Source organism: Porphyromonas miyakawae, from assembly GCF_045865415.1.
Classification (GTDB): Bacteria; Bacteroidota; Bacteroidia; order Bacteroidales; family Porphyromonadaceae; genus Porphyromonas; species Porphyromonas miyakawae.
Genome location: NZ_BAAFSF010000003.1, coordinates 22824 through 48922, shown reverse-complemented (window position 1 = coordinate 48922; position 26099 = coordinate 22824). Strand labels below are relative to the sequence as shown.

Genomic DNA, 26099 nt, shown 5'->3' with positions numbered 1-26099 from the left:
CGCTTTAAGTACTCTGGCGGCATCGCCAGAGAGTATTACTGAAAAAGTATAAGTATCGTAATTCCAACGAGTTACGATACTTTTGTTTTATAGACCTCTACCTCTTCAGAGTAGTTACAGAGATAGCCGAAACGCCCAAAATACTCTCCAATGGCTACAATCTGGCTACACTTTTTTCTCGCAAAAAATAATTGTAGCCAAGAGTACGTAGAGAGTCTGTTTAGAGTACTTGTACATTGCTGTAGTTCAAACAATTATGTGCAACTTTGTAGGCGAGTTGTAGAGAGTTATAGCACCATAAATGTGTAGCTTTTCTGGTCGCAAACTTTCTATGCTTGGCTACAATAAAAACAGACAATGTATGCAATCAATTTTCAGAACAGCATTCTACCTTCGTAGCAACTATGTGAACAAGGAAGGAAAAACGCCAGTCATGCTACGCATCTATCTCAACAATGAGCGGATGTCACTAGGCTCCACTGGCATCACCATCGTGCAGTCCCAATGGGATCGCGAAAAAGAGCGAGTAAAAGGGCGTCACACCGAAGCTCTGAATACGAACTTGCAATTGGATAACATCCAAAGTGGTTTACAAGCCATCTTTCGCAAGTTAGAAATGACTGATGAGCTCTCGTTAGAGCGTATCAAGTCAGAACATCTTGGCAAAAAACAAGATATAGATACCATCATGCAACTCTTCGACAAACACAATGAAGATGTTGCAGCTCGAGTTGGCATCTCAGTCTCTGCGCCCACTCTTCAAAAGTATAAGGTCTGCAAAAGACGCTTTTCTGAGTTCCTAAAAGATAAACTCAGACGTAGAGACCTCAAGCTCACGGAGCTAACCTATATGATTATACATGATTTTGACCTATACCTACGCACAGTGGTGGGGCAAAATCCTAATACAGCCACTAAGACGATGAAGACCTTCAAGACTGTAGTCATTTTGGGGCAAAAGTTAGGCGTACTACATCACGACCCTTTTGTCAACTTCCGATTTCACTTAGAGCCAGTGAATAGAGGGTTCTTGACTGATGAAGAGGTCTTACAGATTGTCAACAAGGAGTTGAATATCCAGAGATTGGAGCTGGTACGAGACATCTTCATCTTTTCCTGCTTTACAGGTTTAGCCTACATTGATGTGGCTAATCTTACACCCGACAATATCGTGATGCTTGGTGGCAAAGAGTGGATTATGACTAAGCGACAGAAGACAAGCGTGGAGACCAATGTGCTGCTCCTTGATATCCCTAAGCGCATCATCAGTAAATATAGCCACCAAACTTATCGTGATGGCAAGCTCTTCCCTATCCTCAGCAATCAGAAGACCAATTCATACCTCAAAGAGATTGCAGATATATGTGGTATCAAGAAGAACTTGACTTTCCACCTAGCTCGACATACCTTTGCGACAATGTCACTGAGCAAGGGAGTTCCGATAGAGAGTGTCTCTAAAATGCTGGGTCATACCAATATCCGAACAACGCAAATCTATGCCCGTATCACCAATAAGAAGATTGAACATGACATGGAGCAGTTTGCTGACAAGCTAGGCAAGTTCAATACGGCAATGGGTATCGGGGAGAATAGCTGGCAATAAGTGCAACCATTAAAACCAAATAAGAAGATGAAGACAACGAATAAGAAAGAACTATCCTACTTCCGCTTAAAGCTAGAGAGCTACCTTAGTGAGCATTTCCCTGAAAAGGTGGAAGACAAGCCATTTATCAAGGCACGAGCTGATGAAGCTCTTACTACCTACTGTGATGCTGTGGAAGAAGGATTCTCGTATCCCGAAGCAGAGAGTATGGCGAGTGAAGTACTATATCGTGACCTGCATTTCTCCAAATACGACACGCTTGTGTCCGTCTTGGAGAATGAGTTTGAAAAGGAGCTCCCCTCCCCACTCCCCGAACGACTCTCTCGGATACTTCTCGGGAACAAGGCGATACAGAACCTATTTGACAAGTATAACCTTACGGATGAATTTGTTGCAACACCTGAGTATGATACGCTCTACACAGAACTGACAGGAACAGTTGTACTTCTTATCGAAGCTAATCAACTTCCCGCGGTAGGCAATGTGAGTGCATTAGAGTCGACAATGTAGATTATCCCTATCTCGTGCGCCTTTTGAGCTTCAAGAGCCAAGATAGTCTCTCTGCGCCATACGTCAAGAGCATATTCTATCTCTTGTCTTTATGTCGCATAGTCTCTTGGCTCTGCTCTTGAAAACTCTAAAAGACTCCGAATATGAATAGATCTCTCGTGAACAAAGACCTGCACAGTCCAGCCTTCATACGGGCAAGTGTTCCTGCAGATAAAGAGGAACCATTACAAGTTGCGTCCAAAACAACTCCAAGCAACGAGATCAAATGGTCTCGCATCATCCGACTTACCTTACTTATAGGTATCCTATCGGGTGGAGTGTACTTACTCTCTAAGTTAGTCACAGCACAGATCGTAACAGCTCTATTGATACTGATTGGTTTTGTGGTACTACGATTCATCGTTCGTACCGTTCTGCAAATCACATTTACGCTTTTACGCTACCTCTTTTGGATTGTTGTACTAGCCGTAATACTACTTTGCGTGCTATGATATAGCACCTCTCTCTCTTCAGAGAAACAACTCTTTGGGTGACTGGCTCTCTTTCGAGTCTAGTCACCCTTTTTGCTTCTTGTGTTTAGGCATTGCACTTCTGCTTCTCAGTCATAGTTCCCCAGTTATGCAGTGGTCAAATCGGAAGCTGATTCTTTTTCATCGCAAAGGTAGTACGGGGCTTAAAGACTTTCCCAAGGTCAGGCCATTCGGTTTGTCTGGAAAATCTCCACACCTATGCTGTTCGCTTCGGGTAGTATTTTCCGCCAAAACCTTGTGTAAGTCTTGCCCCGCTACCTTGTTTTTGCTTGAAAAAAGGAATCAGCATACTCCGATCTTTGAACGCATAAAAAAAAGGTCTCTTATGAATAAGCAGAAAGTAAATATGACATCATCAACGAAAGAAAAAGGATATAGCTCCTCCTCTCATTACCGCATAAGTTCTGAGTTTGAACAAAGTGAGCAGGCGTTGGCTACCAAGTTCGTCCATTGGAACGTACCCCCATTGAAAAGCCTTTGTGACAGCTCTGTATATCTCCTGAGAGCAAAGCTTAATCGTGGCGAGCGAATGAGCCGTGAGGATAAGGATTGGCTCTGTGAAGCGGTGAATAACAATACCTACTTCCGCTCTGCCGTACCGCTACAAGGATGGCGATTTGACTTCATTGATGTATTGAAGAAGTACCTCGTCAATCAATATGGACAGTGGGCAGAGTACTATGCTCCCGACCGCACCAGCCTACGCAACTACCTCTATGGACCTATCAACCAAATCGTAGAGATACCCAAGCAGTAACAGCACTAATACCGATAAGACAATGAAAGGAACAGAACAATTTACCCGAACGATAGCCGAGTATCTTAATGAACGTGCGATGACAGACCCTTTGTTTGCGCCCAATCTACAGAAGCCCCATAAGAACATAGAGGAGTGCATTCTCTATATCTTGAGTGAGGTGCAAAGAAGTGGTTGTAATGGCTTTGCCGATGAGGAGATATACTCAATGGCAGTTCACTACTATGATGAAGATGATATAGAGGTGGATAAAGTCTCTGGTTGCAATGTTGTGGTCAATCACGTTGTAGAGCTCTCCGAAGAAGAGAAAAAGCAAGCACGGCAGGAAGCTATCAAGCAATACCAACAAGAGGAACTTGTCAAATTGCAGAAGCGAAATGAGCGACCCAAGAGAACTGAAAGAACAGAGACAACATCTTCTATACAACCGCAACCCACACTATTTGACACCCTTGCCTTATGAAACCTAGAAACAAGTTTGAGAAAGCCGTCTTGGCACGGAGTACGAGACTATGCCCGATAACAAAAGCACAGCATCAGTGGGCATTCCGAGAGTGCATAGACCACTTTGCCTTCCGCTTACCTAAAGGTCGTACGACTTGTATGGATTGTGGTTATAGTTGGACTTTAGAGCAGCCTATAGATACTTGCACTTGCCCTCAATGTAGGGCAAGGTTGCAAGTCAAGACAACAAGAGCGCGTAAGTTACAACAGAAGCAGTACTTCACGCTACTAACCACTTGTGGTGAGTATCAAGTGTTGCGGATGTTCCTCCTCGTGGCTGAAATGGAGAAAGGTTGCAGAGCACAGAGCTCTGTCATTGAGATTGGGCATTATTGGTGGAACGATGCAGGGAGACAAGCATTAGTAGCCATACAGCGAACTTTTGGACACTATATTGATAGCTTTTCTTTTTGCTCTCCGATGGCTATCCGTAACGATAGCGAAGCTTACCGATATGTAGCCTATTCGCAGATATATCCGAAGCTAAAGGTCACGAATACGCTTTATAGGAATGGCTTCAACGGAGAGTTTCACGGCATAGCACCTACTCAACTCATCCCAGCTCTACTTACTGATAGTCGTGCAGAAACAATGATGAAAGCAGGACGATACAAGGATTTAAGACACTTCCTATCAAGGGGCAAAGGGCTTGACATCTATTGGAACTCATACAAGTTGACACTGCGTCACCACTACATAATAAGCGACATTGTCTTATGGTGTGACTATGTAGATATGCTCAAACGATTGGGTAAGGACATCCACAGTCCGAAATATATCTGCCCCTCCGACCTCAGAGGGGAGCATGACAAACGAGAAGCGGAGCTCCGCAGACAGCGTGAGCGGGAGGCGATGGAGCGAAAGCGGGAAAAGGCAATGGCGGACGAGGAGCGTTTTCGTGAACTCAAGTCAAAGTTCTTCGGCATCCGTTTCACGGACGGCACAATCCAAGTACACGTCCTGGAGAGCGTGCAGGAGTATATAGACGAAGGAGCTGAATTGCATCACTGCCTATTTTCAAATGAGTACTATCTCAAAGAGAACTCGCTCATTCTGTCGGCTACCATTGAGGGCAAACGAATAGAGACGATAGAGGTCTCTCTGGACACACTCCAAGTGACACAGAGCCGTGGTGTGTGCAACCAAAACACCCCATACCACGACCAAATTGTGAGCCTTGTCAATGCCCATAGCCAACTGATACGGGAAGTTGTACGATGAAGTTCGGTAAAGGAGCTGTCGGCTCTTTTCCACTAAGTTTATTTCAAGAGTTTGATATGCTTCTTTATTTTCTTCATCGCCCAATCGTAGTGACTTGCCGTTACCGAGACACAATATGCTCCCAGTATAGATGTCCCAGTCCAAGGCAATGAGCCGTTGGCAAAAAGTTCATCATTGGAATAATTTTCTATCAAAACCATTACAGCATTATGAGACGCTTTCAAGTTTTCCTTTGCTTCCTCCAACGATGTGCTTTGGTGCTTCTTCCAAAACTCAACATTCAGTGCAGGGTAGGTTCTCCAATTGTAAGGTTCGGGAAGAAAAGGCTTAGGCACCCCATTGCTATTGGCTTGGACCCAATTCAATAGCAGATTATGCCACTCGTACAGATGTACAAGTACATCCCTCAAGTTCTTGTCTCTTCTCCAATGTGTTTCCTTACCGCTTGTAGTCATTTCCACAGCAAAAGGTGTCGCTTGTTGCTCCTCACTCATACTGTCGATGAGCTCCCACATCTTCACAAATTGTTGATTAGCAGATGTCATCAAATCCGCCTTTGTTGTAGCTCTTGCCATATCTCTTTATTCTCTGTTTGTCTCAAAGGTAAGTAAAAGGATGAAGATTCGGAACCTTGTTCGTAGATTCAATAACAAAAGCCCCCAAAAGGGTGCCGACAGACGGCAACACTTTCGGGGGCTTCTTTTCTTTGTCTTTGAGTACGAGCAGGCGACCAAAGCAAAGAAGCAAAAGAAAGTCGCAATCAAAGAAGATTACACTTCTTCCTAAGTTGGCTGTATTTCTATTGATGATTTTGGTTTATCCTCCCTTTCATTGTTGAAGTTGAAAGTCCGTTGCTGAAGCTGTCCGAAGTTATCCTCCACGTAGATGTCAATTGTTTGGCGGTCGGTAGAGCGTGAAGTGTAATAGAGCCGGAAGGCGTCTCTCGTGAGCGGATATCGGTCATTCGGTTTGAATACAGTGCCATCATCCATCTTCAAGCAGCCCTTGCCATCCGGCTGGAAGTAACGGATCGTGTATTGCGTATTGGCAAAGCGACCACTTCTTTTGAGGCTACAGCGTATTTCAGCCGTTTCCCCCTTAGCTATGGAGTTCTGCACAGGCATCACTTCGAGCGAGAAGTCATAAGCCTGCTGCACATCCAGCTCACGAGTACAAGCAGATAGACAAAAGAGGGCGAGGGCAATCGCTCCCACAGCCCATATCGTATTCACTAGGAACTTTTTCATTGTTGTTGGTAGTTAGATATTGAACTTGAGTCCTGCTGAGATAGCAGGACGAAAACGATGCAGGTCAGAGCCGAAGAGCAGTCGCCCTTGAGCTTCGAGGACGAAGAGCAGATTGTCTGTTAGGAACAGTTCCACCAAGCTATGTATCGCTCCACCATAAATAAAGCGAGACCGATCCAGGAGTGTAGCCCCATCGGGAAGCAACCGTTTATCCTCGTTCAGCTCTTCATAACCGCAGAGAGCGGATAGTCCCAAATAGCCAAAGACATTCTTCCCCCAATCCGAGAGTATCGGGTGCATATAGCCGAAATGCAGTAGCACATCACGCAGTGGAACATTGTAAGAGCGATAAGTCAACCCTTGCTGCTCATACTCCGCCAAGAGAAAAGCGTAGTTTGCCCGCTTGAAGTAGTGTGCGAATGCAAGACCTACCCCAAAGCTCTCCTTTGCGAATAGTTTCTCCCCCTTGATAATCGGCATAGAGCCGACCAGCTCAACGCTATTTTGCCTAGGGATTAGTCGCTGTGCGTACGATGGCATAGCAGCAACCATAGCCACCATCACGCAGACCATCATGGATAACCATCTCTTCATCACCACTTCAGTTTAAGGTTATCAATCTTCTTAGTGAGCAAAAGGTCTTCAGGCTCCACATAGAAAGTGAGCGTGCGACTGCCGTTTCGCTCGTAGAGCGTCACTTCAAGTTGCTTATCCTCCGATAGTGTGAACTGCTCCAAGGCAAAGACTATTCTCTCAGAGCGTCCCGCCCCAATCCACATCACCTGATGAAAGGCACGTAGTGGTTGTAGTATTCGCTCCTGTATAGCTGTATGCTTCGCCACCTTCTTGTCCACCACCTTGAACGTAATGAAGTCCACCGCATACGGCATATTAGACTCATTATCCATACGGACGTGGAAGTAAAGCAACCCATTGTGGGCATATAATCCACGAAGTAAGAAGCGCATCCCGAATTGCTTTGCTCCAACATGCTTGATGGTTCGCTTATCATTTTGGTAGATGCTCTTCATAATCAGCTTAACCAATATGGGCGACTCACTTCCCAGCTCTTTGAAGTAGATGTCCGCACGATTGCTCGGCAGTCTTCCCTCCGTAGGAGATAGAAAGTCCTTCATCTCGATGCTGAGCTTCTCTGGTTCATCCGCATACTTCACATGTAGGCTCGGCAATGGGCGCCTTGCCACCTTTCGGTGGTAGGTTTCCCATGGCCTGCCCCCGAACCGTACGTGCAAGTCTCCCTGCATACGGCTCTCCACTGGTAATATCAGTTTATTTGTCATGGGCATGAATTTTTGCATTACAATGTTTGCATACAGCCAATGTCTTACGCCACTTCTTAATCATCAGTCGGTGCCATTCAGTATCGGTATTTATACCTCTGAGCTTACGGACTTGATACATTATGGTCTTGACATTAGTTGCTCCACACAATTCACATTTGCGCTCCATAAGTCTCTCCGCAAGAGTAGGGAAAGGAAGTACAAATGTGTTAGGTAGATTATCGCAGGTTGCGTCTTTGTCCGGCTCTTGCCTCGCAAAGCCATCATTATAGAATATTCGGAACTTGGTTTCTCCTTTCTTTGCTTGATAGGGTATCGCCAAGTCATGGTCTCTTCTGTACTTTCGTATAACCTTGGCAGTTGATGAATTTAGTTTCTTTGCCAAAGTTTTGCAGAAACTATATCGCATTATGTAACCGAATTTACTTCCTGCATAAGAGATGTTGTCCGCAATCCTATAATATTGGTACAAACCTCTGATTTCAGTTGTATAGCGTGCGCAGATTGTGGCAGGGTCTTCTTTGGTCAGGTAATTGCGTGGCATGGCATACCAAATTTCCTTTCCATTGATTACCCTAAGTTCCATTGCTTTCAGTTCCAATAATTTCTTTTGGACTGTGGCAATAGGCAGAGTCAGCATTATGCGTCCGCTGAACGGTCTCTTCAACCATCCCAGCTTATTTCGCTTCATGGCCTCGGATTTTCTGATAGAGATTTCATACCCAAGAAACTTTGCAGAATCCTGTGCATTAGTGATTAAGGTCTTTTCTTCGGATAATTCAAGTTTTAGCTTGTCTCTCATGAAGTTTGTAAAGTCCTCTTTCATTCTTGCGCAATCTGCTTTACTACCAATTACACCGATTAGAAAGTCATCGGCATATCTGATATATTTAAGTCTCTTGTAGTTACTATCCATTGCCATAGATGCCGGCACTCTCCGTGTCTTTGCTTCCATCTCTTTCAGTTGTGTCAGCAATTCACGTTTCGTGTCTTCATCAGTGGCGTTTCGGATAGCCTTGCGTAATCTTACAGCCTTTCGACTATAACTTGCGTGGAGTGGGTTTTCCCGCCTTTTCTTACCCTTGTCAAAAGATTCCGCATATTCACGCATGTATTTGTCGAACTTATCAAGGTATATATTAGCCAAGATAGGACTTATTATCCCTCCTTGAGGAGTTCCCGAATACGTCTTGTGAAATGTAAAATCTTCGATATAGCCTGCCTTTAGGAATTTCCATATCAGTCGAAGAAATCTTTCATCTGATATGCGCTCACGAAGAGTTTCAATCAGGATATGGTGGTCAATATTGTCGAAGAATCCTTTGATGTCACCTTCGATAAACCAATTCGCACCAGTGAAAAGAGTTTGGATGGAACGCAAAGCCGTATGACAGCTTCTTCTTGGTCTGAATCCATGCGAGGTGTTCTCAAAATGCCCCTCATAGACAGCTTCAAGAATAAGTCTAACGACCTCTTGCACCATCTTGTCTTCAATTGATGGGATGCCCAATGGTCTTTTCTTCCCATTCTTTTTAGGTATATAGACTCTTCGGGCAGGCGTTGGCATGTAACTTTCATCCTTTAGCGCAGCTATCAGATGTCCTATTCTATCAACACTCATTCCGTCAATGGTTTTGCCGTCTGAACCAGGTGTCATGTTGCCCGGTTTCGCATAAATGCGCTGGTAGGCTACATAAAACATCTGTTCATTGAATAGGATGCGGTACAACCTTTCGTACTTGTAATGCACATCTTTGCTATGTGCAGATAAACTGTTTAATATGGTCTCTGGATTTCTCATACGTCTCACACGTTATCGTTTGACAATATTAAAATTACCGAGCTGTTCCCCTTTGCCATGTACGTGGCTTTCCCACGCTCAGACTACTACGGGAACTCCGTTGCCATGCGGAGTTTTCAGAGCCTATGCTCATAGCCTTTCGGCATCTCCGTGTAGGCAATCCCCATTTAGTGGCCTTGATAACTTGGCTTGACAGACTGTCGGATGCAACGTACATCCTTTTCCGTTCTCTGACGGATATGTCGCAGTAAATTCCTTGCCCATCACTCCATTCAATAAGCGTGGGTACTGCGAGGCAACGTATGTAACTGCTTTCCGTTGCCACCTCTACATTAGTCATAGGACTATTGTTCAACCAATCAGGCTTCATCCTTGTGTCTGTCTTTTCCCATAGCAATTCAGTCGCAGTTTAGCAATTAACTGACTTATCGCGTTACCGACATGCTTCACTCCCCGTTTGGTTTCCCATTCGGATAAGTCGGTATGGGATAGGTTTATAAATTGGAATACTAACCTAATCACTTGCCAAAGTGATAATTATCAAGCCCCTATTATGGGCGCACTGTATGCGTAGAATGAGCCATCCTCGCAGATGACGCTCATATTGGTCTCCGTCTCAAACTCACGGACGGCAGCCTTTACACGCAGCACATTCTCCGCATCGTCAGCTTTTCCAGCAATAATGTTTTGCGACCCGAGATCTACATAGCGTATAGCTGCAGGAAAGATGAGATGCACCGTCTTTTCAAACGTAACCTCCAGCCCGTAGGGCAATACGACCCGTCCATTCGGTATCGATCGGCTCATCCCTTGGTAAAGGTCTCCGCTACTCAGTAATTGATTGTTTCCCTCCACTTGTTGTGCCATAGCAGGGAGCGTTATCGTAGCACAAACTACGATAGATAAAATCCATTTCTTCATAAGTATATCAGTTGTTATTGTTAGAGTTCTAAAAGCTTACTTCGTCTGTACAAGGAATAGTCTATATCCTCCTTTGAGCGTCACCTTAATCGTGCGGAGCTTCTTCTGTAGTAGTTGTCCAGCTCCCTGCATCACCCCTCTAGTCACCTCGGAGATGATTTGGTCTTTAGCCGATGAGGAAAAGGTGAAAGAGGTACCCATCGATCCCCCGACATTTGCCCCCATCTCCTTGAGTGCTGACACCTCTTCAGAGCCAGGGATATAGACTCCCATCTGTCCGTCTGTATCATAGGCAGATAGTTTGACCGGCAGAATGCGACCATTCACCTCTATGCTCTTAATCAGCAACTGCATTCGGTTGCCATCGATCTTAGCTTGAGCCATTAAGATACTATGCTTTGGGATTGAAGTTTGCTGTACACGAGCGGTCTCCACCAGGCGAAGAGCAACGTAATCACCCTCTTTGAGGGTCGTTGTTTTGTCCACCACTACGCAAAGGGTATTGCGCTCGCCAGAGATTGCGGAGCTATTAGAGAGCGAATGAAAGCTCATGTTCCGCTCCTTGGCTCCGTACATCTCCATAAACTCCTTGTCGCTCATTGGCTGGTCCAGTGCTGAGACCAACGGCTTGCGGTCAGCTATTATCTCCATTGGAGCCTCGTCCTTGGCAGCTCCACCGCTAGGCGGAGATACCATCTGAGCCTGCTCACTCATAGGCATAGCTCCATGGGCGGGAGAGGCTCCAGCTGCGGGCAAGTACTTAGCCGCCATTTGGTAGCTCTTCTCCATAAGAGCTAGTTGCTTAGCTTCCTCGTCATCGGCTTGTTGGCTAAGCTCGTGCAGTTCACGTCTGAGGTCATCAATCTCCTGTTGCATAGCTTCTCGCTCCTCCTCATAAGGGTCAGAGCCGTAGAAGTCCGCTAGCAGACGGTTGTTCTCCTCGTATCGTTGCATCGAAGACTCAATCTTATTACCAACGACCGCCTCCTGCGGGTCGCTCTCAGACGAGGTTCCCTCCTGCTGAAAGTACTCCGCCAGTCTCCCCACCTCCTCACGAGCTTGCTCCTCTTGAGTTGTATGGTCAACTAGTTCGTAGGCTTTGAGTTTATTCTCCGTTAGCTTTTCGGTCGTAGCTTGTGGTATGTTGTCATTCAACCCCTCACCAGCGTCCGGTTGCTCCTTAGTGGCGGGTGCAAATATAAACCACATAGCAAGGGCAAAGATAATCCCTAGCCCTGCGAAGACTAACACCTTCTTCAATTGTTCTTTCTGTTTATGCTCCATAGTTACTAATCGCTAAATGTTCCATTCTCTTGATGTAGGTTGTATCCCTCTGTATCGGGCTGTCCACCAGCTCCCCCATAGGGATAGGTGGCATCTCCTCACGGTGCGGGAGGAAGAACTGTGCCACCATCCAGATTGAGCAGACTAGGTAGACGAGACTCAGTCCGTAGACAATAATCTGTCGCTGTCTGTTCGTTAGCATATTGCATCGCTCTCTTAGCCGTACCTGCCCCCTCAAATAGCTTCTTCTGAGGGTAGGTCTACTTTTCCGCTTCATAGTCTTATCGCTTGTAAGTTTGGATGTCACGATTCTCTCGTACGAGGAAGTGCTCCATCAAAAAACCTTGCGGATTGTTGTCCGAGCGAACCGAGTTTTGTAGCGAGCAACTAGTCACCAAGCTTCGCTCCGTGACATTGCTCTGTCGGATAATAAACTGCCGAGCAAAGGTGGTTACTTCATAGGGGTATGAGTCAAAGTCACACCGTATGGAGTCAATCTCTATACGTTGGTTGACATTGCCCGAGATAGCTCGATTGTAGTACCCCTTCTCCGCTAGATCCTTGTAGTAGTTAAAAGCGGACTTGTCGCACAGTTGGAAAGCACGCTCCATATTCTTCTCGATGGCATCCTTGTCGGGCGCAATCGTGAAGAAAAGCTCGTGAAAGCGTCTTACATGCTCTCGAGCCTCCACCGGGCGGTTCATCGAAGCGTCTTGGCTCAGAGCCAGCATCAGAGACTTCCCTTGGTCCAGTACGTACACCTTTTCACGCTGCTTCTTAGCAAAGCTGTACGAAGCATAGACCGCATAGCTACTGACCGCTATGCAGACTATCGCAAAGATGATGGCGTAGAGCCTAATCTGCTTGAAAGAGGTCTCTATGTTTGTGAGTGATTTGAATTCCATATTCCATTATTCTAATTGTCTTATATCTAAAAACTTCTGAGGGGTAGTCTAGTGTCAAGGCGCCTTGGCACTCCAGTGCCATACGGGTGAAACTCTAGTGCCAACCCCACTTGGCACTGCAATTTGTCGGAATATGACGTCTCATTTGTCGGAATATGACGTCTCATTTTTCAGTCTTTCGTTTCATACGAAGGAAACTGCAGTTTCATAGGTAAGAAACTCTAGTTTCATAGGCAGGAAACTCCAGTGCCATGGGTAGGAAACTGTAGTGCCACACGGCAGGCACTACGCTTACCTCCCCCAGCTGCTATATTGACGCACATAGGAGGAGCTAATCCTACCCACCTGACCGTCATACGACCGTCACGTGGTCATCGCATCCTCATCAAGCGTGTCATAGCCACCCTTCGGCTGAAGGGGCGCTATTTGCCCTTGATAAGTGCCCCTTTGATACGTCCGCCTACGTTGCCAGCTATAGACCCCGTGGCACCAGCTACCGCCTTACCTCCCGTATAGGCACCCTGAGCTCCTCGTTGCGCCGTCTGATTGACATTGCGTCCGTACGCCCCGATACCACCACCAGCCTCTATAATCCAGCCCGCTACCGTAGGAACACAGAAGTACCCCACGATACCAATCAGAAAGAAGACAATGTAGTACCAGCTACCCGAATCGGGCAGATAGTTAGGGTCACTCAATGCTGCAATATCCTTCTGCACCATCAACACCTGTATCTTTGTGAGGAGCGCCGAGAGGACAGAGCTCACGGGTAACCACAGATAGACCGATATGTAGCGTGAGAACCAAGCCGTAAGCGACCCCGACAAGCCATCCCAAACGGCAATACCAAAGACGATTGGTCCCAGTATGCTCAGCACGATAAGAAAGAAGGTGCGGAGCGTATCAATAATCAGAGCAGCCGCATGGTATAGCAACTCTATGAGGTCATGGAGTTGCTTCATAAGCCACTGCTTTGTTTGGTAAGCAGCACGCTCGGCATACATCCCAGCGATGGTCACCGCATCGCTCGGCCCGATGATCCCCATCTCCTCTATCTTTTGGTCAAAAGCTTCATTGGAAACCAAGTAAGCCGTCTCGGGGTTACGGAGATAGGCAGCCTCTTGTAGTTTGTCTCGTTTAGCAACCAACTTGTCTAGTTGTACCGTCTGCTTATTGACCATTCGCTCTGTACCTTGTACCACAGGAGAGAGAATCGTATTCATCGTACCCAGTACAATCGTTGGGAAGAACATAATACAGAAGCCCAGCACAAAAGGTCGCAGTAAGGGGAAAAGGTCAATCGGCTCGGCACGAGACAACGAAGACCACACCCTTACGGCTACATAGAAGAGCGCTCCTAAACCCGCAATCCCCTTGGCAATGCCCGTCATCTCTCCACAGAGAGGCATCATCTCCTGATAGGTGGAGCGGAGTAATTCATGTAGTGATGCAAAGTCCATAGATCCTAACGGCTATCTTTACGTAGTCAGTCTTACCAATATCGGCTCTCTGGATTTCCATAAAGCGCTTTGACCGATGCTAGATCATTCTTCTCGTGAGCACGTACATAACTCACGGAGATATTCTTTCGGGTGTAGTAAGAAACAATCGATCGATACTCACGTAGTGTCGTATAGATGCGGTCTATCATCTGCATACGCTCGCTATCATTCATTGAGAACACCTTGCTCTTAGCTACAGACTTCAGCTCCTTGAGACTCTCGCCACTCAGTTCCAAGAGTTTGGCATAGCCAGCAGCCATAGCGGCTAGCTCTGTGGGGCGGAAGTTTGGGTCCGCTAGCATCTTCTTGTAGGAGGTCACATAGATCTCTGATATGTCTCCCACCATTAGGATGCACTCCTTCACCTTGTAGGCATCGCCTATAAGGTTGTTCACCTGCTTGAGTGCATCGTAGTACTTCTTGGTGTCGTTGTACAGTTTCTCCACCTCCTTAAAACCACTTAGCGTGTTTTTGACCGTCTTCGAGGCGGTAGCAATCTCCTTAATGGAGTTAGCTATGTTGCCCGCAAAGTTCCCAGGATCGGTAACCACCCACTGAGCGTGAGCTTGAGGGATAAATAGGCTCATTGCAAAGAGAGCCATCAGCAGATACTTTTTCATTGTCACTAGGTATTTGATTGTTACTATTATTGCTTATCTCTTTTCTCTATGGCGAGTTGTCGGATGGCCGACTCAATGTCTCCTCCCAGCTGCTCCGCACGTTGCATGACCTCCAGCTTCTCTCGCTCCTCTGTCGTATAGGTGAGATACTCCTCCATACTCACCTCTGTAGCATAGACGGCACTCTGCATACCTCCCAGCCCGACCCACACCTCTTTGTAGAGTCGGTGAGGATCGTTGTTCTGATTGATTGAGAGGATTTGGCTCTTCTCCTTTTCGGAGAGACCCAGCATCGACTGGATACCATCAAACTTGGTCATGTACTTACGCTGGTCTAATAGGATCTTGCAGTCAGAGTTGTTGATGATACTCTCCTTCACTACGGGTGAAGAGATGATGTCGTCTACCTCCTGCGTCACCACAATAGCCTCTCCGAAATACTTTCTGACCGTCTTGTAGAGATACTTAATGTAGTCCGCCATATTCTCCGAAGCAATCGCCTTCCAGGCCTCCTCGATGAGGATCATCTTGCGGATACCCTTCAGTCGGCGCATCTTATTGATAAAGGCTTCCATGATGATAATGGTCACCACGGGGAAGAGGTCTTTATTGTCCTTCACTTGGTCAATCTCGAAGACGATAAACCGCTTTGAGAGCAGGTCTATGTTCTTATCCGAGTTCAGTAGGAAGTCGTAACGCCCACCTTTGTAGTACTGCTTGAGCGTAGTCAGAAGGTTATTGATATTGAAGTCTGAGAGCGTCACCTTGATATCTCGCTGCTCCATATCCTTACGATAGACATCTCTAAGGTATTCGTAGAAGCTATTGAAGTTCGGGACAATACTAGCATCTGAGCAGATGAGTTCGATATAGGTATTGACAGCAGAGCCCAGCTCTCCAGCCTCAGTCTTGGTGACCCGCTCATCGGCACTCTTCCAAAGCGTCATCAGTAGGGTGCAGATACTCTCTCGCTTCTCAACATCAAAGAACTTGTCATCCGTATAAAAAGGGTTGAAGGAGATAGGATGGTCATGGGTGTAGGTGAAGTAGACTCCATCCTCCCCCTTTGTCTTACGATGGATTAGTTCGCACAACCCTTGATACGAGTTACCCGTATCGACCAAGAGGACATGCGCCCCCTGCTCGTAATATTGTCGTACCATATGGTTCGTAAAGAAACTCTTACCACTGCCGGAAGGTCCCAAGATAAACTTGTTGCGGTTGGTAATGATTCCTTGCTTCATCGGCAGATCAGATATGTCGAGATGTATCGGCTTACCTGATAATCTGTCTGCCATCTTAATCCCAAAGGGTGAGAGTGAGTCCTTGTAGTTGGTCTCTGCCGTGAAGAAACAGAGAGCTGGCTCAATGAAGGTGTAGAAAGACTCTTCTGCGGGAAAGTCACCTGCATTACCCGGGATAGCCGCCCAATAGAGGGTCGCTGTATCGATGGTGTTATGTCTAGGACGGCACTCCATCAAGGCAAGGGCAGAGCCCACATCATTCTTGACTTGTCGAAGTTCCTCTTCGTCGTCACTCCATGCCAAAACATTAAAGTGAGCTCTGATGGAGGTGAGTCCCTGAGAGTGTGCTGTGTTGAGATACTCCTGTATCCACTCTTCGTTGATTTGATTACTACGGCTGTAGCGCGCTAGAGAGTGCATATTCCTAGCCTGCTTCTCAAAACGCTGCAAGTTAGCCTCGCTATCTTCTATGAAGAGGTATTGATTGTAGATATGGTTGCAGGGGAGCATCAGCCCCACTGGAGAGGCAAAGGAGAGGCGGCAGTCCGAGCGGTCTGTTGATAATCGCTCATAGCGACCATCGGTACTGACAGTAGCGGGTAGATCATCCGTATCAGAGAGCGTATGCAGGCAAAGCATATTGTCTCCCACACGTACGAGGTCTGCCCCTAGACGTATATCCTCCAATGTGCCGTGTCTGCTATCTGATAGAGAGAAGTAGCGATCTAATAGAGCAGCTTGCTCCCTAGAGCCGACCAGCTCAGCCTCGCTCATTCGAGCCAGCTTTATCAATTCGGAGTCATTGATAATGCGTTCGAACTGATCCACCGACTCCATAAACTTCACCATCTCCTCTTCGTTGGTAATCTCTTTAGGGAGTAGATGACCTCTACAAAGCGTTGAGAAGCTACTCTGCTGTGCCATACGCTGTCGATTGCTTTTCGTGATAAAGAGGTAGACGGTATGGTTTAGATAGGGTCGCTCATTGAAGTGTCTCTCAGAGGCACGAGCGAGAAAGCTCAAAGGCTTTTCTTGACCACACTTGCAAGTCGTATGGTAGCACTCCTTGATGAACCAATCTTGCTTGTGAACGATCGTGAAGTTGGGTAGTACCTTGATGGCTTTATGCCAAGTAGAGTGCATCGTCTCATACTCTGCGGATGTGACTGTAAAAAGCTCGGGTAGCTCCACTCGAAAAGCAACCGTCACATCAGCATCCTTACTGACAATGCACCCATGCTCTACGCTCAGCAAGGGGAACTTTGACTCCAAGGTGGTTATCTTGCTTCTGTTTCTCATCATCTAGAGCTATTGAGTTGGTGAAAAAGCTGATAGACCGAACGGCGGTTCAAGAGATACCTGGGGTGTCTTCTTATAGCTCCTCGCTTCATCAATCCATATTGACCATAATTGCGATTCATGGCGAACGTTTGCCACACCACAACGGTGGCACCCACTACGCCTATGCCCAAGCAGATGATCTGACTGATGCCACAGAGATAGAGAACCACTACAAGGATGAAGATGCCCAGTAACCCTCCTGCAAATAAGAAGAGGTAGTGAGCCTTCAATCCCTTGAACTCGACCGTCCGACCGACTCCTTTATTTACTTCCCAACTAGCCATTAGAGGAAGAAGCTACGCAGGATGGTAGCAGCTACGATGAGGAAGATACAAGCTCCGAACCAGCTTGCAGCTGTCTTGCTCGTATCGGGGTCTCCTGAGCTAAACTTATTGTACACCTTGACACCGCCTATCAAGCCCACCACTGCCCCAATGGCATAGATGAGCTTGGTGGCTGGGTCAAAATAGGAAGTGACCATCTTGGTCGCTTCGTTGATGCCCGCCATACCATTGCCTTGGGCAAAAGCTGTCGCACCTGTCATCATCAGGGTCAGGGCAAGCATCGCTAGGCGTTCCTTGCTAATCATTCGTCTGTTCATTGTCTGTCGTTATATCAAGTTGTTAAAGAATAATCTTGCTGCTCTATTATTGGGTTACAAGTAGTAAGAGAGCGGTTTTTCTTCTTCTCCCGCTTCTGCCTCTACTTGGGAAGGTGCGGGTTCCTCTTCTAGCTCTTCAGCTTTCCGCAAGACTGCAAAGAGATTGCGGTGAGCTTCCTCCACTTGTAGCGTATACTCTTTGAGCCGATCCATAAGCTCCGTTCCTCGTAAGGTGCGGAGCGTCTGGCACACCTCCTCTTCATTTTCATTAGTCAGTGAATCCTCTTGCTTACTCCATTGGCTAATCCGAGATAAATCTCTTGCTAGGATGGCGGTCGGGGAGAGTTCGGGCATCGCCTCGCTGGCAATCTGTAACTCCTCCCGCAGGATACTCTCCTCATCTAGATCCTCCATCGTGTAGGCGACTTGAATCTCGTTTTCTGCCTCAGGGATAGTTTCGCTTTCCTCTTCTAAAGGATCTGTAGCGTCATCTCTTTGCGTTGACTTATCACGATCTAACTCTGCAAATGTAGCGGGATTATCGTCCGCTTTTTCAGACGAGGAACTCTTAGGAACCTTAGGGAAAGAAGAGGAAATAAAAGGCTTGCTCTTGCCGACTAATTCGTCTCTCACTAGCTCCTTACGCTCTTGATTGGAGTCTGCCCGTTCCGTCTTCTCTTTCTTGGCTGTAGCCTTTCTTGTAGGGTCTTGCTTAGAGCTGTTCAAGAGTCTCCGCCAATAGGTGATGCCAAAGATCACCCACACAATTCCTAATAAGAGCAGTAAGCATCTCAATGTCTCTTCAATCATAGGTCAATAGTCTTATCTCGTCTCCGCTGAGAGGCGATTTGGTTCAATAGCTCCTGGTGCGTTTTTAAGTGATCCAGTATGATGTTCTCAATATAGCTTGTGATGGAGGTCTCTACACGGAGATCACTCACCACATTTCGAAGTAGCTGTAGCACTTCGGTATGAATGCTGAAGCCAGACTTGTTGCGTCCGTCTCGTACAGATGTCAGGAAACGCTCTTCGTACGCTGCAAACTCTAGTGTCGATGAGCAACTCCTAGGAGTAGACTTCTTCTCCCCCTTGTCCGAAAGCTTTCTTTTAGAGCTGTGACGCTGAGATGCTTGAGAAGAGGTGGTCGGAGTAGAGGATGTTGTCTCCTCGGTCTCTGAGACGGCATTACACTCTTCTTCAAGCGTTGGATTCTCTTCAAGCGTTGGTTCTTCATCCAAATCTATCGGCTCATCAAAGTCTGGGATATTATCTGCGGTACGCTTGGTGACCCCTATATTTGCCATCTCTCTCATCTTTGCTTGGAGCAGTCGCTCTCGCTGTTCTTTAAGTGAGCTCATACGCTTGTACCTTTTTGTAGACCTAGTTTCTGCATCACCTCTTCTACCCATTCATCCACACCTGTCTGAGGGCGTAGCGTGGTAGCTGGAGGTAGGTAAGAGCAACGAAAGACTCCCTTGACACCCCCTTGAGCTAGCTCACGACTGAAGCGAACGGAATGGTAGATACGAGCATCTAGGATCTTCAAGCCCTGCTCTTGGGCATGCTGACTGAACAGGTCGATGACCATAGTGCTGGCACTGCGATTTACTTTGTTCCAAAGCAAAAAGAGATCTTGGATTTGAGACTCTGCAAAGCCTACACCTAGCTCTTGGATTGTCTTGGCATAAGCAAAGCTTGATGCCAACGATTGCGGGTCAGCCTCTATGGGGGAGATGATATAGTCCATCATAATGGATAGCTCCATCATAGCACTGGTAGCTACATGACCAGGGAAGTCGAATATGACGAGTTGGGGAGCTGTCGGTGCTTTACTCAAGTATTGCTCTGTATTGCTTATCGCCTGCTCTAGATTACTTCGGATAATCTGGTAAGACTTCTTCCCATATTGGGCAAGTCGCTCGTGGAGTGCCTTGCCTATATCTGGAGAGGTTCCAATAAGATCTCTGTCACGCTCTCTGAGCTTGAAAAATGACTCCTGCGTGCCATCGCAGTCCACTACGACAAGAGGAATGTCCTTCTCGTAGTATAAAATAGATGCTAGCACTTCGGCTAGCGTACTCTTACCGACTCCTCCCTTTTGTGAAGCGAAGCCTAAGTAAAGCGGGCGGCTGTTTGATCTGTCCATATCGTTCTTTGGTTACTACTTGTGTTATAAGCCTATGGGGCGATTATTTCTCTCTAAATCTGACTCAAGAGTTAGGTCTCAACTTTACTTTTGACTTAACTCAAGAGCTCGGTTTTGACTCAACTCAAAATTGACTTAGTTCAAGAGTTAGGTTTTGACTTAGCTCAAAATTGACTCAACTCAAGAGTTAGGTCTTGACTCAGCTCAAAATTGACTTAGCTCAAGAGTTAGGTCTTGACTCAGCTCAAAATTGACTCAGCTCAAGAGCTAGGTTTTGACTCAACTCAAAATTGACTCAGCTCAAGAGTTAGGTCTTGACTTAACTCAAGACTGAGTTTGGTTGCAAAATAACTAGCTCTTAACCTAAGTCTCAACCTCTAGTGAAGTATGAGGAAAAGGAGTGAAATCACAGGAATATCGTTTATAGTGAATTAGTTACAAGGTCGCTGTAACTTTGCAGGCAGATAGAAGTCGTGGAGCTTTTCTCCCCGAAGTAGACACCCCCGTGGGGTGGATACTTCATCGTATCACTTCTTGATATTGGCAAGGTGTGTCTTTGTAACACAAACCGCAGTTTGTACCACAAAGACCCTTGCCCCGAAGGGGAGATGAATTACTCCAAAGTCGTAATTAACAGAAGAAACAACAGATGAATGAGCAGACAGAAAGAGATCGTAAGCGAAAAGAGCTGAATAAACCTCGTTGGGACAACTGGCACGTACGCTTGCCCAACCCGAAAGACCAGCAACGGGCGATTGACTTGTTCTATAAATCAGGGGCGGAAACGAAGTCCGACTTCGTGCGAGCAAGGATATTGGGGGAGCATTTCAAGGTGATAACGGTAGATAAGTCTGCCGTGGAGTACTATCGTAAGCTCTCCGAGTTGACTGCCCAGATACATAAGATAGGCGTGCTGTATAACCAAGCTGTACGAGCCATCAACAGCTATCATAGCGTGAAGACTGCTCAGATACTGCTTGAGAAGCTGGAGCAACTATCAGCTCAGATCATTGCTTTGCAGGAGCAGGCTATCTCTCTGACCATTGATTACCGTAAGTAATGATTGCCAAGATTTCAGCAACGGAGAACCTCGGGGGTGCACTCGGCTACAACTTCAAGAAGGTGAATAAGAAGGAAGCGACACTTCTGCTGGCACATGGCTTGTACCAAAACAGAGCGGGCGAATATACGATGTCGGAGGTACTTGCAGATATGCAGGCATTGATACCTGAAAAGTGTAGAACAAAGAAAACTGTCTTCCATTGCTCGCTCAATCCCCATCCAGACGAGAAGCTGTCCGATGAAACGCTCTCGCAGATAGCTAAGGAGTATATGGAGGCTTTGGGCTATGGCAAGCAACCCTACATTGTGTTCAAGCACAATGATATTGCCCGTGAGCATATACACATCGTATCGCTAAGGGTAGATGGTGACGGTCGAAAGATCAATGACAAGTTTGAAGGCAGAAGAAGCAAGAAAATTACGGATGCGCTGGAGAAGAAGTACCATCTAATTCCCAGCACAGAGATTACAGATAAATCGCTACAAGAGCTCTCAAAGGTGGATATGGCAAAAGGAAATATCAAAGAGCAGGTAGCATCTATAGCTCGTTCTGTCCTGAAGCATTACCGCTTCTGTTCGCTGGGAGAACTCAATGCCATTCTTTCCCACTACAATCTTGCCGTGAAAGAAGTCAAGACAGAGTTTCGAGGGAAGAAGTACGATGGAGTGGTCTATGTACCGACTGATGATAAAGGCGATAAGGTAAGTACACCCATCCATGCCTCGGAGATCGGTCGTGGTGTGGGCTATACAGCCGTGCAGAATAGGATGCAACAATCTAAGCAAGCTATCAAGCCACTGATACCAGCCGTAAGGGAGAAAGTCTTACAAGTAATGCGTACTTCTCCCCAGACGGAGGAAGCACTGCGACATCGATTGGAAGAACAAGGCTTGCGAACGGTTATCCGAAAGAATGAGAGCGGGCGTATCTATGGTATTACGTTCATAGACGATGCGAATGGCATTGCACTCAATGGCTCCCGACTAGGCAAGGGGTACTCGGCCAATACATTTAATGCCTACCTCTCCAATCCGACCTACAATCCATTTATGGATGAAACATTGTATGGCATTTCTTCCTCTCAATTGAAAGAAGAAGTCCCAACTATTCAACCGTTACAGTCAGATGCGGACGAGGGAGACAACCTTGTCGATGAGCTGGTAGATGATATTGTCGGTGACCTTCCACTCGGTAGTAGCAATGATGATTGGAAAGAGGCGGCTTGGCAACGGAAACTTCGCAGGCAGAGCAAGGTTCATCTCAGACAAAGGAAGAGGTAAGTCAAGGCAGGGTATGATAAATAAGACGGCATCGCACTCTTCACGGAGAAAATCGGAAATAGAGACGGAGAAAAGAAGAAATCTCCACGGAAGGACAGAGTAATAGTTCGGAAGAATGAAATCAAACTTCGGAAGAATGGAATGAAACTTCCGAGGAAATAGATCGCCCCTCCGTGGAAAATAGAAAATGGTCACGTAAGTATCTACTGTTTTCTCTGTTGAAGATACAGTTCAGTGAAAAGAGAAAGCAGCGAAGCCTACGCATTTGACTTTGACGAAATAGTGATTAGACAACGATTAAACAACAGATAACTATGGCACAAGAAGATGATTTGAGAGCATTGGGCAAGATTATGGACTTTATGAGAGGGATCTCTGTACTATTCCTCCTCATTAACTGCTACTGGTTTTGCTATGAAGCATTCCACACTTGGGGCTTGACGCTCTCGGTACTAGATAAAATTCTGATGAACTTTCAACGTACAGCAGGGCTCTTCTCCTCGATTCTCTGGACGAAGCTCTTTTGTGTGCTGTTCCTTGCCCTTTCTTGCTTAGGAACTCGTGGTGTAAAGGAAGAGAAGATTACTTGGGCTAAGATTTGGACGGTTCTGACTATCGGCTTTGTGCTTTTCTTTCTCAATTGGTGGCTGCTGGCACTTCCGATTGGAGTCGTTGGTGCAGCTTCGCTCTACATCTTCACAGTCTCTGTGGGGTATATCTGCCTGCTGATGGCTGGCGTATGGATGAGTCGCCTGCTGAAAAACAACCTTATGGACGATGTGTTCAATACGGAGAATGAGAGTTTCATGCAGGAGACGAGACTGATGGAGAACGAGTACTCGGTCAATCTGCCGACACGCTTTTACTACAAGAAGAAATGGAACAATGGCTGGATCAATGTGGTCAATCCGTTTCGAGCCTCAATGGTACTCGGTACGCCGGGTTCGGGAAAGTCCTACGCCATTGTGAACAACTACATCAAACAACAGATTGAGAAAGGCTTTGCAATGTACATCTATGACTACAAGTTCCCAGACCTATCGGAGATTGCCTATAACCATTTACGTACCCATTTGGATGCTTATAAGGAACAACCACAGTTCTTTGTGATAAACTTTGATGACCCTCGTAAGTCGCACCGCTGTAATCCCATCAACCCAGCCTTTATGACGGATATATCAGATGCTTACGAGAGTGCCTACACCATCATGCTCAACCTGAACCGCTCGTGGATTCAGAAGCAGGGGGACTTCTTTGTGGAGTCGCCAATCATTCTGCTTGCAGCTATCATTTGGTTTTTGAAGATATACGAGGAGGGGAAGTATTGCACCTTTCCACATGCGATCGAGTTTCTGAATCGTCCCTATGCACAGATATTCCCGATACTCACTTCTTACGATGAGCTGGCGAACTACCTTTCTCCTTTTATGGACGCTTGGGAGGGAGGAGCGCAGGATCAGTTGCAGGGACAGATAGCATCAGCGAAGATCCCGCTTTCACGAATGATTTCACCAGCATTATACTGGGTGATGACGGGCGATGACTTCTCTCTAGACATCAACAATCCTAATGAGCCGAAAGTGCTTGTGGTAGGGAACAACCCCGATCGACAGAACATCTATTCGGCTGCGCTCGGACTCTACAATAGTCGCATTGTGAAGCTCATCAATAAGAAACATCAACTTAAAAGCTCGGTGATTATAGATGAGCTACCGACCATCTACTTTCGTGGTCTGGATAACCTGATCGCCACAGCTCGTAGTAACAAGGTCGCTGTGTGTCTAGGCTTTCAGGACTTCTCGCAGCTGACCCGAGATTATGGGGATAAGGAGAGTAAGGTGATACAGAACACCGTGGGTAATGTTTTTAGCGGACAGGTCGTTGGTGAAACAGCTAAGACGCTTTCCGAGCGTTTCGGCAAAGTGCTTCAGCAACGGCAGTCCATGACCATCAACCGTAACGACAAGTCCACATCTATATCTACGCAGATGGATAGCTTGATTCCTGCAAGTAAGATTAGTAACCTTACACAAGGTATGTTTGTTGGAGCTGTCTCAGACAATTTCGATGAGCGCATCGATCAGAAAATCTTCCACGCTGAGATCGTTGTGGATGTTGCCAAGGTCTCTGCTGAAACGAAAGCTTACCAGCCTATCCCCATCATAGCGGACTTCACAAACGAAAATGGCTCCGATAGTCTCAAAGAGACTATCGAAGCCAACTACAAGCGCGTAAAACGGGAGGTTATGTCATTGATAGAATTAGAAATAGAGCGCATCAAAACAAATCCATCTTTACGTTACCTCATAAAAGAATAGCATACATCTCAAGAATCAATTCTCTCGACTGAGATGTATATACCAACCATTTTTTATAGGACGATATAACTCTATATTTGCAGAATATCTTTGGGCAACTTGATCCAAATCTTCTTCCGTAATTCTTTCTACGATATACATTTCAGTGCTGGGATCTAAGGCAACCTCTTTATCGTAGTTCTTTATATGATCCTCAAGATTTGGAGTATAGACATACTCCTTGTACCCTCCGCTGATAGAAACACCCCATGTATGAAAGAGCAAGCATACTTCTGATATCCCATCATACTGTATACTAATAATATCCAGGCTCTTGATTAAAGAGTCCAATTCCTTTTTATCTTTAGATGAAATAACATAGGCTGTACTATCTGTTTCGTCATAAGGGGGATAATGAAATCCATCGTACTTAACAGAAATTTTTCTCAATCTCTCGAATTCAGACTCGTAGAGATTGAAATGCTCTAACATTTGATGATCTGACGACACATTATTTCTTGTACACCCAAAAAGCAAAAAAATGAATGTAACTAAAAAGAATATTAAGGATTTAGGCATTTCTTGATATTTACAGGTTTGTTTTCTTGATAAGATTTATAGATTTCTTCTATCTCTCCCTGCTCATTGTGCCTCTGACTTGGTGTCCACTCGTGCAGGGGCACGTTGCCGTTCCACAGCCAGCAGGTGATGCCAATGGCATCCTTGCTCAGTCTTCTTCCGAGTGCGTCATAGGTGAACAGGGCATCAAAGGCAAAATCTCCCCCTCCGGGAGGTCTGACCTCCTTCAGCGTTTCGTTCTGATTCCAGATATACCGCCAGCGTTCGGACTTGCTGTGTGTGATACGGACTTGGAGAGATGCATTTAGGTGTTTTCTATCCGCACTTAGACCTAAATCCTTAAATTATTGCTCCTTGGAATAGCTCAAGTCCTACTTATGAAAGAGGAACTATTCAACTATGTCTATCTCAGCAAGAGCCTTTTGGATATAACTCTCAAGATTGGGTGCATATACAATCGGGCAATTACCTTCATCTGAGAATAAGAGAATCTCTCCAGATGGAGATAAGACGAAATAGCTTCCATCGTAATCCACTCCAATCACGATTCCTTGAGTATTAAACGTTTCTCGGAATTCTTGAGTTAGCTCAACTACATCATAGTCATCAAGCATAGTACTATTGTAACCTGAAATCCCAACGACTTCTATTGTGCCTATTACTGAGCCTCCAAACAAAGTTTGAAATAACTTGTACTGTTCATCTAGTTCTACACCCAGTGTTTGAGCCACTTCGTACAATTTTGAGGTGGGTGTTTCGATACCACGGGCAATAGGCTCCTCTAAAAAGAACTCCTCGAGCCTTTTAATTATATCCTTATCCATAATTACGTGTATGTTCCT

At 46.1% G+C, this 26099-nt stretch carries 28 protein-coding genes and 2 pseudogenes; 9 read left to right on the top strand and 21 right to left on the bottom strand.

Going from position 1 to position 26099, the window contains the following annotated elements:
- Positions 1-361 precede the first annotated feature (361 nt).
- The 6 genes from ACLWMH_RS05570 (at position 362) to ACLWMH_RS05545 (ending at position 5125) form a co-directional block, all read left to right on the top strand.
- Positions 362-1603, top strand: coding sequence for a site-specific integrase (locus ACLWMH_RS05570; RefSeq protein ID WP_308555888.1), 1242 nt, complete (start codon positions 362-364; stop codon positions 1601-1603).
- Positions 1604-1630: 27 nt separating this feature from the next.
- On the top strand, positions 1631-2113 hold the full coding sequence (locus ACLWMH_RS05565; protein ID WP_411915624.1) for a DUF1896 domain-containing protein: 483 nt from the start codon (positions 1631-1633) through the stop codon (positions 2111-2113).
- A gap of 143 nt (positions 2114-2256) precedes the next feature.
- Complete coding sequence (locus ACLWMH_RS05560) at positions 2257-2604, top strand: hypothetical protein (RefSeq protein WP_411915623.1); 348 nt, start codon at positions 2257-2259, stop codon at positions 2602-2604.
- A 127-nt stretch (positions 2605-2731) separates the two neighbouring features.
- A complete protein-coding gene (locus tag ACLWMH_RS05555; protein WP_411915622.1) occupies positions 2732-3400 on the top strand; it encodes a hypothetical protein in 669 nt (222 codons plus the stop codon).
- A 22-nt stretch (positions 3401-3422) separates the two neighbouring features.
- On the top strand, positions 3423-3863 hold the full coding sequence (locus ACLWMH_RS05550; RefSeq protein ID WP_411915621.1) for a PcfK-like family protein: 441 nt from the start codon (positions 3423-3425) through the stop codon (positions 3861-3863).
- A complete protein-coding gene (locus tag ACLWMH_RS05545; protein WP_411915620.1) occupies positions 3860-5125 on the top strand; it encodes a PcfJ domain-containing protein in 1266 nt (421 codons plus the stop codon). The genes ACLWMH_RS05550 and ACLWMH_RS05545 overlap by 4 nt, the downstream gene beginning before the upstream one ends.
- Positions 5126-5163: 38 nt before the next feature.
- Here ACLWMH_RS05545 and ACLWMH_RS05540 read toward each other — a convergent pair whose 3' ends face one another.
- The 19 genes and pseudogenes from ACLWMH_RS05540 to ACLWMH_RS05450 form a co-directional block, all read right to left on the bottom strand.
- Positions 5164-5700, bottom strand: a complete 537-nt coding sequence (locus tag ACLWMH_RS05540) for a ClbS/DfsB family four-helix bundle protein (protein WP_411915619.1) — start codon at positions 5698-5700, stop codon at positions 5164-5166.
- 207 nt (positions 5701-5907) lie between these two features.
- The gene (locus ACLWMH_RS05535) at positions 5908-6372 is read right to left on the bottom strand and encodes a DUF3872 domain-containing protein (RefSeq protein ID WP_411915618.1); all 465 of its coding nucleotides are present in this window, start codon (positions 6370-6372) and stop codon (positions 5908-5910) included.
- A gap of 12 nt (positions 6373-6384) precedes the next feature.
- Positions 6385-6966 (bottom strand): conjugal transfer protein TraO, encoded by a 582-nt coding sequence (locus tag ACLWMH_RS05530; RefSeq protein ID WP_411915617.1) that lies wholly within the window; start codon positions 6964-6966, stop codon positions 6385-6387.
- Positions 6966-7556, bottom strand: a pseudogene (gene traN / locus ACLWMH_RS05525) (conjugative transposon protein TraN); the annotation flags it as partial. The pseudogene traN and the gene ACLWMH_RS05530, both read right to left, overlap by 1 nt.
- A 106-nt stretch (positions 7557-7662) precedes the next feature.
- Positions 7663-9474: a reverse transcriptase/maturase family protein gene (locus ACLWMH_RS05520; protein ID WP_070463969.1), complete on the bottom strand. Its 1812-nt coding sequence runs from the start codon at positions 9472-9474 to the stop codon at positions 7663-7665.
- Between the two features lie 34 nt (positions 9475-9508).
- Entirely contained in the window at positions 9509-9844 is a 336-nt protein-coding gene (locus ACLWMH_RS05515) for a hypothetical protein (RefSeq protein WP_240049939.1), read from the bottom strand.
- A gap of 191 nt (positions 9845-10035) precedes the next feature.
- Positions 10036-10341: pseudogene (locus tag ACLWMH_RS05510) on the bottom strand (DUF4138 domain-containing protein); the annotation flags it as partial.
- A 90-nt stretch (positions 10342-10431) separates the two neighbouring features.
- Positions 10432-11679, bottom strand: coding sequence for a conjugative transposon protein TraM (traM, locus tag ACLWMH_RS05505; protein WP_411915616.1), 1248 nt, complete (start codon positions 11677-11679; stop codon positions 10432-10434).
- Positions 11669-11956, bottom strand: a complete 288-nt coding sequence (locus tag ACLWMH_RS05500) for a hypothetical protein (protein WP_411915615.1) — start codon at positions 11954-11956, stop codon at positions 11669-11671. The genes traM and ACLWMH_RS05500 overlap by 11 nt, the downstream gene beginning before the upstream one ends.
- A 4-nt stretch (positions 11957-11960) precedes the next feature.
- On the bottom strand, positions 11961-12584 hold the full coding sequence (traK, locus tag ACLWMH_RS05495; RefSeq protein ID WP_004330615.1) for a conjugative transposon protein TraK: 624 nt from the start codon (positions 12582-12584) through the stop codon (positions 11961-11963).
- Between the two features lie 227 nt (positions 12585-12811).
- A complete protein-coding gene (locus ACLWMH_RS05490) occupies positions 12812-12940 on the bottom strand; it encodes a hypothetical protein (RefSeq protein WP_411915614.1) in 129 nt (42 codons plus the stop codon).
- Between the two features lie 66 nt (positions 12941-13006).
- A complete protein-coding gene (traJ, locus tag ACLWMH_RS05485; RefSeq protein ID WP_298542975.1) occupies positions 13007-14044 on the bottom strand; it encodes a conjugative transposon protein TraJ in 1038 nt (345 codons plus the stop codon).
- A gap of 32 nt (positions 14045-14076) precedes the next feature.
- Entirely contained in the window at positions 14077-14706 is a 630-nt protein-coding gene (locus ACLWMH_RS05480; protein WP_004330928.1) for a DUF4141 domain-containing protein, read from the bottom strand.
- 26 nt (positions 14707-14732) lie between these two features.
- Positions 14733-17249 carry a TraG family conjugative transposon ATPase gene (locus tag ACLWMH_RS05475; RefSeq protein WP_411915734.1) on the bottom strand — a complete coding sequence of 839 codons (2517 nt, stop codon included), beginning with the start codon at positions 17247-17249 and terminating at the stop codon, positions 14733-14735.
- Positions 17249-17575 (bottom strand): DUF4133 domain-containing protein, encoded by a 327-nt coding sequence (locus tag ACLWMH_RS05470; protein ID WP_411915733.1) that lies wholly within the window; start codon positions 17573-17575, stop codon positions 17249-17251. The genes ACLWMH_RS05475 and ACLWMH_RS05470 overlap by 1 nt, the downstream gene beginning before the upstream one ends.
- Positions 17575-17880, bottom strand: coding sequence for a DUF4134 domain-containing protein (locus ACLWMH_RS05465; protein WP_004330933.1), 306 nt, complete (start codon positions 17878-17880; stop codon positions 17575-17577). The genes ACLWMH_RS05470 and ACLWMH_RS05465 overlap by 1 nt, the downstream gene beginning before the upstream one ends.
- Positions 17881-17946: 66 nt before the next feature.
- Positions 17947-18702: a hypothetical protein gene (locus tag ACLWMH_RS05460; RefSeq protein WP_411915732.1), complete on the bottom strand. Its 756-nt coding sequence runs from the start codon at positions 18700-18702 to the stop codon at positions 17947-17949.
- Positions 18699-19250, bottom strand: coding sequence for a DUF3408 domain-containing protein (locus ACLWMH_RS05455; protein WP_411915731.1), 552 nt, complete (start codon positions 19248-19250; stop codon positions 18699-18701). Before ACLWMH_RS05455 ends, ACLWMH_RS05460 begins: the two co-directional genes overlap by 4 nt.
- Positions 19247-20038 carry a ParA family protein gene (locus tag ACLWMH_RS05450; protein WP_411915730.1) on the bottom strand — a complete coding sequence of 264 codons (792 nt, stop codon included), beginning with the start codon at positions 20036-20038 and terminating at the stop codon, positions 19247-19249. Before ACLWMH_RS05450 ends, ACLWMH_RS05455 begins: the two co-directional genes overlap by 4 nt.
- 649 nt (positions 20039-20687) lie before the next feature.
- Between ACLWMH_RS05450 and ACLWMH_RS05445 the strand changes: the two genes are divergently transcribed.
- The 3 genes from ACLWMH_RS05445 (at position 20688) to mobC (ending at position 24699) form a co-directional block, all read left to right on the top strand.
- The gene (locus ACLWMH_RS05445; RefSeq protein WP_411915729.1) at positions 20688-21098 is read left to right on the top strand and encodes a plasmid mobilization protein; all 411 of its coding nucleotides are present in this window, start codon (positions 20688-20690) and stop codon (positions 21096-21098) included.
- Positions 21098-22381, top strand: coding sequence for a conjugal transfer protein MobB (gene mobB / locus ACLWMH_RS05440; RefSeq protein WP_411915728.1), 1284 nt, complete (start codon positions 21098-21100; stop codon positions 22379-22381). Before ACLWMH_RS05445 ends, mobB begins: the two co-directional genes overlap by 1 nt.
- 314 nt (positions 22382-22695) lie before the next feature.
- The gene (gene mobC / locus ACLWMH_RS05435) at positions 22696-24699 is read left to right on the top strand and encodes a conjugal transfer protein MobC (protein WP_411915727.1); all 2004 of its coding nucleotides are present in this window, start codon (positions 22696-22698) and stop codon (positions 24697-24699) included.
- A gap of 15 nt (positions 24700-24714) precedes the next feature.
- Here the strand turns inward: mobC and ACLWMH_RS05430 are convergent, their stop codons facing one another.
- Together ACLWMH_RS05430 and ACLWMH_RS05425 are read right to left on the bottom strand one after the other, a co-directional pair.
- Complete coding sequence (locus tag ACLWMH_RS05430; RefSeq protein ID WP_459349888.1) at positions 24715-25170, bottom strand: DUF4948 family protein; 456 nt, start codon at positions 25168-25170, stop codon at positions 24715-24717.
- A 476-nt stretch (positions 25171-25646) separates the two neighbouring features.
- Positions 25647-26081, bottom strand: coding sequence for an SMI1/KNR4 family protein (locus tag ACLWMH_RS05425; RefSeq protein WP_411915725.1), 435 nt, complete (start codon positions 26079-26081; stop codon positions 25647-25649).
- Between the last annotated feature and the right edge of the window lie 18 nt (positions 26082-26099).